Origin of the sequence: Acidiphilium sp. PM (assembly GCF_000219295.1) — a bacterium.
GTDB lineage: Bacteria > Pseudomonadota > Alphaproteobacteria > Acetobacterales > Acetobacteraceae > Acidiphilium > Acidiphilium multivorum.
This window is the reverse complement of the sequence record NZ_AFPR01000585.1, coordinates 1-7,695: the sequence shown is the minus strand read 5'-3', so window position 1 is coordinate 7,695 and position 7,695 is coordinate 1. Positions and strand designations below refer to the sequence as shown.

At 62.7% G+C, this 7,695-nt stretch carries 7 protein-coding genes and 1 pseudogene; 6 read left to right on the top strand and 2 right to left on the bottom strand.

Annotation, left to right across the window (positions count from 1 at the left end; all coding sequences use genetic code 11):
- Together puhE and hemA are read left to right on the top strand one after the other, a co-directional pair.
- The coding region (puhE, locus tag APM_RS18955) for a putative photosynthetic complex assembly protein PuhE (protein WP_241763223.1) at positions 1–1,854 on the top strand (1,854 nt) is incomplete at its 5' end.
- Positions 1,855–1,900: 46 nt separating this feature from the next.
- Positions 1,901–3,112, top strand: a complete 1,212-nt coding sequence (gene hemA, locus APM_RS18950; RefSeq protein ID WP_007425008.1) for a 5-aminolevulinate synthase — start codon at positions 1,901–1,903, stop codon at positions 3,110–3,112.
- Positions 3,113–3,117: 5 nt separating this feature from the next.
- On the opposite strand, the pseudogene APM_RS21015 reads toward hemA, so the two are convergent.
- Both APM_RS21015 and APM_RS22860 read right to left on the bottom strand, forming a co-directional pair.
- Positions 3,118–3,924 (bottom strand): annotated as a pseudogene (locus APM_RS21015) (integrase core domain-containing protein).
- Positions 3,925–4,100: 176 nt separating this feature from the next.
- Complete coding sequence (locus APM_RS22860; protein WP_241763222.1) at positions 4,101–4,265, bottom strand: hypothetical protein; 165 nt, start codon at positions 4,263–4,265, stop codon at positions 4,101–4,103.
- Between APM_RS22860 and APM_RS18940 the strand changes: the two genes are divergently transcribed.
- From APM_RS18940 to APM_RS18925, 4 genes are read left to right on the top strand one after another with little or no spacing between them, the layout of a single operon-like run.
- Positions 4,264–4,800: a c-type cytochrome gene (locus tag APM_RS18940; RefSeq protein ID WP_007425004.1), complete on the top strand. Its 537-nt coding sequence runs from the start codon at positions 4,264–4,266 to the stop codon at positions 4,798–4,800. The genes APM_RS22860 and APM_RS18940 overlap by 2 nt on opposite strands.
- Positions 4,797–5,666: a c-type cytochrome gene (locus tag APM_RS18935; protein WP_007425005.1), complete on the top strand. Its 870-nt coding sequence runs from the start codon at positions 4,797–4,799 to the stop codon at positions 5,664–5,666. Before APM_RS18940 ends, APM_RS18935 begins: the two co-directional genes overlap by 4 nt.
- Before the next feature lie 20 nt (positions 5,667–5,686).
- Positions 5,687–6,514, top strand: coding sequence for a hypothetical protein (locus APM_RS18930; RefSeq protein WP_039889287.1), 828 nt, complete (start codon positions 5,687–5,689; stop codon positions 6,512–6,514).
- Complete coding sequence (locus APM_RS18925; RefSeq protein ID WP_039889286.1) at positions 6,504–7,517, top strand: substrate-binding domain-containing protein; 1,014 nt, start codon at positions 6,504–6,506, stop codon at positions 7,515–7,517. The genes APM_RS18930 and APM_RS18925 overlap by 11 nt, the downstream gene beginning before the upstream one ends.
- The last annotated feature ends 178 nt before the right edge of the window (positions 7,518–7,695 follow it).

Genomic DNA, 7,695 nt, shown 5'->3' with positions numbered 1-7,695 from the left:
TCCGCATGCAGCCGGTCTGGTAGGAGCCGCGCCATGCACCAGTATGTCATCCCCGCCGCCTTCGCCCTGTTCGTCTGGTGGTTCAGCACCGGCGCGATCATCTATCTCGACGGCCTGCCCCGCCGCACCTTCAAATGGAGCATGCTCGGCGCCAGCGCGGTGCTGCTCGCCTGTCTGTGGGGCCTGCACGACACCGCCGGGCGAACCACCGTCGGCGCCGCCTATCTCGCCTTCTTCTACGGCCTGTTCGCCTGGGGCTGGCAGGAGATCAGCTTCTACATGGGCTACGTCACCGGGCCGCGCCGCGCGCCCTGCCCGGAGAATTGCGCCGGCTGGCGGCATTTCGGCCACGCGGTGCAGACGAGCCTGTGGCACGAGCTGGCGATCATCGCCACCGCCGGCCTCGTCGTCGCCCTCACCTGGGGCCAGCCGAACCAGATCGGCACCTGGACCTTCATGGTGCTGTGGTGGATGCACCAGAGCGCCAAGCTCAACGTCTTTCTCGGCGTGCGCAACCTCAACGAGGAATTCCTCCCCGAGCACCTGACCTTCCTGAAGAGCTTCCTGCGCAAGCGGCCGATGAACCTGCTCTTCCCCTTCTCCATCACGATCTCGACGGTGATCGCCGTGCTGATGTTCCAGCGCGCCACCGCCGCCCCCACCGCCTTCGCCCGCGTCGGCGGCATGTTCCTCGGCACGATGATGTCGCTCGCCATCCTCGAGCACTGGTTCCTCGTGCTGCCGCTGCCGGCGGCGCGGCTGTGGAAATGGAGCCTGCGCTCGCGTGCCCCGGCGCGGCCCTTCGCGGTCGAGATCGTCGCCGGCTTCCTCGGCGCCGGCAAGACCACCTTCATGCGCCGCCGCCTCGCCATGCTGGCCGAGCAGCCGGCCGCCACCCGCGAAAAGACCGTCGTCCTCGTCAACGATTTCGCCACGGTCGGCATCGACGGCTCGCTGCTGCGCGGCCAGGGGGCGGATGTGGTGGAGCTGCCGAACGGCTGCATCTGCTGCTCGCTGCGCGACGATCTCGCCACCCAGCTCGAGGAGGTGGTCGCCCGTTTCGCGCCCGACCGCGTGCTGATCGAACCCTCGGGCGTGGCCGATCTGGCCTCGCTGATCGGCGTCATCCAGCGCCCGACCATCGCCGGCTTCGTGCGCGACCTGCGGGTGATCACCCTGATCGATGCCGGCGCCTTCCTCGCCGATTTCGCCGAGATGCAGGCGCACCTGACCGTGCAGGCCCGGCTCGCCTCGCTGGTGGTGATCAACAAGACCGATCTCGTCAGCCCGACCGAGCGCCTGCTCGTCGAGGCGACGCTGCACCGCCTGAGCCCGGAGACAAGGCTGGTCACCGCCTGCTACGGCGCGGTGCCGCCGGACGCGCTGACCCCCCGCCCCGCGCCGGACGCCGCGCCCCCGCACGACCACGAACATGATCACCACGCGCACGAACACCACGACCACGCGCCCGATCATGCCCACCACCACGACGCAGTTCACGGCCATCACGATCATGAGGACCACGATCATCACGATCACGACCACGACCACGGCGCCGCCGCCGGCTTCGCCTCCTGGCACGGCACGCTCGGCCCGCTCTGCGACGCCGAGGCGATCGGCCGGGTGATCGAGGCGGCGGCGCGCGGCACCTTCGGCCCGGTCGCCCGGCTCAAGGGCCTCGCCCGCGTCGGCCGGGGCTGGATCCAGTTCGACGTCGCCGGCCACCACGCCAGCATGGCCGCCTTCGCCGCCGCCGAGGGGGAAGCCCCGCGCGTCGTCGCCATCGGCCGCGATCTCGATGAAACCGGCCTCGCCGCCGCCTTCGCCGGCTGCGAACTGCACCTCGCCACCTGATCCGTCACCGCGCGGCACCAACACCAAGAAAGGGAGGATACGCGCCATGGACTACGAACATTTCTTCCGCTCCCAGCTCGACCAGCTCCGCAGCGAGGGGCGCTACCGCGTCTTCGCCGACATCGAGCGCCATGCCGGCAACTTCCCCCGCGCCACCCAGCACGGCGACGATGGCGGCCGCCCGGTCACCGTCTGGTGCTCGAACGACTATCTCGGCATGGGCCAGCACACCGCCGTGCTCAGCGCGATGCACCAGGCGCTCGACCGCTGCGGCGCCGGCGCCGGCGGCACCCGCAACATCGCCGGCACCAACCACTATCACGTGCTGCTCGAAGCCGAGCTGGCCGACCTGCACGGCAAGGAAGCGGCGCTGCTGTTCAACTCGGGCTACATGTCCAACTGGGCCTCGCTCTGCACCCTCGCGCACAAGCTGCCGAACTGCGCCGTGCTGTCGGATGCCTCGAACCACGCCTCGATGATCGAGGGCATCCGCCACAGCCGGGCCGAATGCATCGTCTTCCGCCACAACGACCCGGCCGACCTCGCCCGCCACCTCGCCGCACTCGATCCGGCACGGCCCAAGCTCGTCGCCTTCGAGAGCGTCTACTCGATGGATGGGGACATCGCCCCGATCGCCGATATCTGCGACGTCGCCGACCGCTACAACGCCATGACCTATCTCGACGAGGTGCACGCCGTCGGCCTCTACGGCCCGCGCGGCGGCGGCATTTCCGAGCGCGAGGGCCTCGCCCACCGCCTCACCCTGATCGAGGGCACGCTGGCCAAGGGCTTCGGCGTCATCGGCGGCTACATCACCGGCAGCGCCGCGCTGTGCGACTTCGTGCGCAGCTACGCCTCGGGCTTCATCTTCACCACCGCCCTGCCGCCCACCGTCGCCGCCGGCGCGCTCGCCAGCATCCGCCACCTCAAGACCAGCGACGCCGAGCGCATCGCGATGCACGCCCGCGTCGCCACCCTGCGCCGCAAGCTCGACGCGATCGGCGTGCCGCATCTGCCCAACCCGAGCCACATCGTGCCGGTGATGGTGGGCGACGCGACGCTCTGCAAGCAGATCAGCGACATCCTGCTCGACCGCTTCGGCATCTACGTCCAGCCGATCAACTATCCCACCGTGCCGCGCGGCACCGAGCGCCTGCGCCTCACCCCTTCGCCGCTGCACACCGAGGCGGATATCGACCGGCTGATCGACGCGCTGCGCCTGGTCTGGCGGGAGATGGACGTGGCGCGCGCCGCCTGATCCAATCATGGCGTGGATGATTGACCGTCCCCCCGATGAGTGGTCCGGGTTGAAAGTTGGTGCATTGTTGTGTCTGGCGCCATGACCGGCCGCGGGTGGAGCGAAGTGGAGCCGGAGGCCGGCCATGGCGACGGCGCGGCTTCCGGGGCTGCCGATATCCGAGCGAACTGTGCGTCCTGACAGTGTTGTAGGCCGCCGCCAGGCCTCGATCAGGACCTTCGCTTTCACCAGTGTGTAGAAAATCTCCCATTGAGCAGTTCATCACGCAGCAAGCCGTTGAAGGACACGCAGTATCCGTTTTCCCATGGCCAACCTGGCGTGATGTAGAGCGTCTCCACACCGGCCTTCCCGAGCCATTGCCGCACCGCCCTGGCGATGAATTCAGGACCATAGCACGTCGGGAATGGGGTCCGCCGAGCCAGCGTGGCGTCTTGCGCTGCGTCCATCGGCGCTGTCCGAGCACGCGGCAAACACGCCGCTCCGAGACAGTCATCTTTTCCATGATGTGATCGATGCAGCGCCGGCGCCGCAGGGGGCTCAGAAGTTTCCCCGCGCCGCCTCCGTCAGGATCGGCTTGTCCAGCGACTGATCAGCGACTAGTCGCTTCAACCGGTCGTTCTCACGCTCCAGGTCCTTCATCCGCGGCACCTGATCAATCTTCAGACCGCCATACTCCTTGCACCACGGATAGTTGCTCTGCTCGGTGACGCCAATCCGGCGGCACGCATCCGCAACCGTCCCGCCCTGCGCCAGAACAATCTCAGCCTCGCACAACTTGCGATGATCTCTTCTGGCTTGTGTTTCCTCGCCATCCCACTCTCCTTCATGCCAAAATCTAAAGCAGATCCAGGATCACTCCGAAGGAAAAGATCAGGCCATGTTTTCAAGGCACAGGTATCCGCAAATTATTTTTATATCTAAATTATCGAATTCAGTGATGTATTTGATCTCCCAAGCAGTCTGTTTGTTTATACCGGTTAAGAGGATACTACAGGTAAAGGAGATCGTCGATGCGAATGCGCCGTCCGAGATCGTCGAGATTTGCTGTCATCAGTATGGCTCTCCTCGTCAGCCCCATCTCCATTGGAAACGGCGTTGCAGCGGCACCGCCACAAATCGCGACATGCGCAAGTTGCCACGGCGTCAACGGCATGGGCAACCTCAGCGCCGGCTTTCCAGCCCTGGCGGGGCTGCCGGCGCCGTATATCGAGCGGCAACTCACCGCCTTCAAACATGGCGAGCGCAAGAATGCCGTGATGCAGTCAATGGCAAATCCACTCGATGCCAAGGCGCGCGCGGCCATAGCCGCCTATTATGCGACGCTGCCGGTGCCAGCCACGCCCGAGCCGACCAAGAGGCTGAACACGCAGGGCGAAGCCCTTGCCATGAACGGTGTCTGGGGCGGCAAACTGACAGGTGTTCCCGCCTGCGATTCCTGCCACGGTCCCTATGGTATCGGTGTCGGCGTCTCGTTCCCACGCCTTGCAGGGCAGCCGCAATCCTACATCTCGGCGCAACTGACTGCCTGGAAGAATGGCAGCCGCACAGGCGATCCGCTCCACTTGATGAGCAATGTAGCGAGACAGTTGTCGGCGGCCGAGATTTCGGCGGTCAGCGCCTTTTACGCCAGCCTGTCGCCGAACCCGACCACCCTGCCCGGTCTCGTGCCGGACGGAGGCAAACAATGATCCGCCGGACAATCGCCGCACTTCTCGCGGCTCAACTGCCGATCGCTGCGGCGCTGGCCACCAACCCCGCACAACCCTCATTTGCACCGCCGCCGCGGGCCGACATGCCGAAAGGCCCGTTCGGCGATGCCGTCAAACTTGGAGAAAATATTTTCCGCCATACCACCGTCTATGCCCATGGCGTGATCGGCGACGCGCTGAACTGCAGCAACTGCCATCTGGATGCCGGCCGCCTTGCCGGTTCGGCGCCGATGTGGGCCGCCTACACGGGCTATCCGGCATACCGGAAAAAGAACCGCAAGGTGAACAATTTCGGCATGCGGCTACAGGGCTGCTTCCGCTTCAGCGAGAACGGCAGAGTGCCAGCGCTCGACAGCAAGACAATCATCGCGCTCGAAGCGTATTCCTTCTGGCTCGCTAAAAACGCGCCGACCGGCGCGCACCTCGCCGGCCGTGGCTACCCCAGGCTTGCCGCGGCAGCGGAATCACCGGACTATGCCCGCGGCAGGACTGTCTATCGTCAGGACTGCTCATTGTGCCATGGGGCCCGCGGCCAGGGGCAATATGCGCGCGGACAAACCGTCTTCCCGCCGCTCTGGGGCACGAAGTCCTTCAACTGGGGCGCCGGCATGGGCAGCGTGAAGAACGCTGCCGAATTCATCTATGCTAACATGCCCTTCGGCGCCGTCGGCACACTGAGCGTCCAGCAAGCCTGGGACGTCGCGCAATATGTCGACAGTCACGATCGGCCGCAGGACCCGCGCTTCTCCGGCAGCGTCGCGGCAACACGGAAGGCATTCCACGATAGCAAGTTCTCGATGTATGGCCGCAAGGTGAACGGTCATCTGCTCGGATCGAATAAATAATCGGTGCAAAGGAGCACGGAATGTCTGACACTGGCCAGACTGAACGGGATTCATCCCTCCAACTCAGCCGACGTATTGCCCTCTCCCTACCCGCGGTAGGTGTCGGAACAGCCGTCATCGGCGCCATGATCATGCCCGCGGCCGAAGCTGCGAATTCGGCGCCTCCACCGAACCTGATCACACCAGAGAGTAAAAAACTCAGAGCTTTGGCTGCGGCCCTTGCCAAGGCGCCCCGTCGGCGGAATTACAAATCCGTGCCAATGATCCTGACAAATTCCGATCAATGGGACAGTGAAGCTCTACATATCCTTTTTACCTATGCGGCCGGTCCGAAACAGATCTGGGACAACACAGACCTTACCGGTCCGTGGCTCAACCTGATGCGAAACGCTATGAATGCGCAGATCTGGTCCTGGAAGCATCCGAACTTTATCGCCGTATCGGCCACCCACGGAAGCGCCCATCTCGCACTCTATGACAACTATATCTGGAAAAAATACTTATCCAGTTTTACCGGCGGAAAATTCTCATCGAACATCTGGATCGAAGAGCCGTCGGCGGCTAGTTCGCCGGCCTCCAGCTTCAACGATCCGAAGGGAGTCTTTTCCCCGCACGACAACTCTATCGTCGTGCTGCAACGGCGCGGCGCCGTATTCTGCGCATGCCATAACGAAGTGTGGGAACTCACGATGGCTGTGCTCAAAAGGGGCATTAATCCCGACAAGCTTTCCCATGAGCAGCTCGCCGCCGAGTTCACCAATCATCTGATCCCCGGGGTCGTACTAACACCTGGTATAGTTGGGACGATTCCCCAATTCGAACTCGCAGGATTTCAGTATGCGAAATAGGCATATAAAAGCGGTCGCAACGGGCTTGTTCGTCCTTTTGGCCGGTGCAGGCCTTGCCTACGCCACGTCGCCGCATGACACGGGGTGGCGTGGCAAGGTTCAGCCGCCACAATATCGCGGTGCCATCTTCCCGCCCTGGCAAGGCGGCGCCAACAACGACACCGTAAACAAGGGCTTTGTATTCACCATTCCGGAAGTGGACGACGTTGCCGATTTCCATGGTGATGTCGATCACCCTAGGCTCGTTCTGTATATCGGTGGTAACTACTATTTCGCCGTCGCTCCACTGGTGAAGGTGTTTGAGAAAGAAAACCCCCAATACTTGGGGAAGGTCTTCGTTGTCACCATCCCGCCAGGAATGTTGATTAAGGCCATGAATGCGGACGGGCGATTCACGATCGGCAATATGAGCTTTACCGCTAAGCCCGACGCTTATCTCGCAGGCCTGAAGAAGGTAAAGTCGCTGATCACTGCTGGTAGGCTGACGGCGCCGGCGGTGGCCTATGCGACGAATGACCTTACGATCATGGTGCCGAAGGGGAATCCTGACCACATCAGGGATCTTGCAGATCTCGCACGCAAAGGCGTGAAGGTGGCGATGCCAAATCCTGCTTTTGAAGGTATTGCCCGTCAGATTGAGGCTAGTTTGCGAAAAGCTGGTGGCAAGAAGCTCGAACATGAGATTTACAACACCGGAGTCAAAAATGGTACGACGCTTCTCACACATATCCACCACCGGCAGACGCCGTTGTTTTTGATGCAAGGTCTTGCTGATGCGGGCGTAACCTGGAAATCAGAAGCAATCTTTCAGGAAGAGATTGGTCATCCGATCAGCCATGTCGATCTGCCGGCACGTTACAACACGACCGCTATTTACGGTGGCGCGATGGTGAAGAATGCTCCTCATCCGCATGCAGCAAAGGCATGGTTGTCATTTATTCAGTCACCAGCAGCGCTGAAGATTTTCGAGCATTATGGTTTCAAACAGTACAAGAGGGTTTGAGTTCTGCACCTATTTCCATGGCTACGGCGCGTTTGATTCAAGCCCCTACGGAGGGCGTGGAACATGGCGGGCCATTTCTGGTTTGTCCGTTATCGAAACATTTTGCGCTAGAGCGGCTTTCGACCGGTCTGAATCGCGAGGGGATTCCCATTGGCGTTGATTTCTGATTCAGAATCGG

Coding starts and splice junctions, on each gene's coding strand:
- APM_RS18940 (WP_007425004.1), top strand. CDS start 4,264: ATGGGCAACCTCAGCGCCGGCTTTCCAGCCCTGGCGGGGCTGCCGGCG.
- APM_RS18925 (WP_039889286.1), top strand. CDS start 6,504: ATGCGAAATAGGCATATAAAAGCGGTCGCAACGGGCTTGTTCGTCCTT.
- APM_RS22860 (WP_241763222.1), bottom strand. CDS start 4,265: ATGCCGTTGACGCCGTGGCAACTTGCGCATGTCGCGATTTGTGGCGGT.
- APM_RS18935 (WP_007425005.1), top strand. CDS start 4,797: ATGATCCGCCGGACAATCGCCGCACTTCTCGCGGCTCAACTGCCGATC.
- APM_RS18930 (WP_039889287.1), top strand. CDS start 5,687: ATGTCTGACACTGGCCAGACTGAACGGGATTCATCCCTCCAACTCAGC.
- hemA (WP_007425008.1), top strand. CDS start 1,901: ATGGACTACGAACATTTCTTCCGCTCCCAGCTCGACCAGCTCCGCAGC.